Origin of the sequence: Halorubrum sp. Atlit-26R (genome assembly GCF_003666015.1) — an archaeon.
In the GTDB taxonomy this organism is placed as follows: Archaea; Halobacteriota; Halobacteria; order Halobacteriales; family Haloferacaceae; genus Halorubrum.
The window spans coordinates 1-538 of sequence record NZ_QPLT01000358.1 but is presented as its reverse complement, the minus strand read 5'-3'; the positions used below and the strand labels follow the sequence as shown (position 1 = coordinate 538).

Genomic DNA, 538 nt, shown 5'->3' with positions numbered 1-538 from the left:
GTCGATCAATACACGAACGCACAGATTACGCTACGACGGAACGAAGCGGCTATCCAGAATTTCTACAACTTGCTAGTCGCGGTCTCGGTGTTCGTGCTGATTTACGTCGCACTCACAGTCGCAAATCTCTCCTTCGGCGCGCTTGCCGTGTTCCTGTTCGCGATGTTCCGGCTCGGACCGCGAGTGAGTAATTTGAATAGGATGTTCTATCGGATCGAGAACGACCTTCCACATCTCGTCCGTACCCAGGAGTTCATCGACGTCCTTGAGCAACATAAGGAATTTGAAGCGGGAGGCCGTAGAGTGCCTGACGAAATCGAATATGTGGCGTTTGACGACATCTGGTTCTCGTATGACGAGACAGAGGACGTGCTCCAGGGAATTAGCTTCGAAGTAGACAAGGGCGAGTTCGTCGCGTTCGTCGGGCAGTCGGGTGCGGGAAAGTCTACGATCGTTTCGCTGTTAGCACGGATGTACGAGTACGACCGGGGAGAGATTCGAGCGAACGGCATTCCGATTGACGAGATGGATATCGGTG

1 protein-coding gene is annotated in these 538 nt (G+C 53.3%); it reads left to right on the top strand.

Annotation, left to right across the window (positions count from 1 at the left end; genetic code table 11):
• Positions 1–538, top strand: a 538-nt coding sequence (locus tag DVK07_RS20965; RefSeq protein WP_147441311.1) for an ABC transporter ATP-binding protein, incomplete at both ends; no start/stop codon positions are given.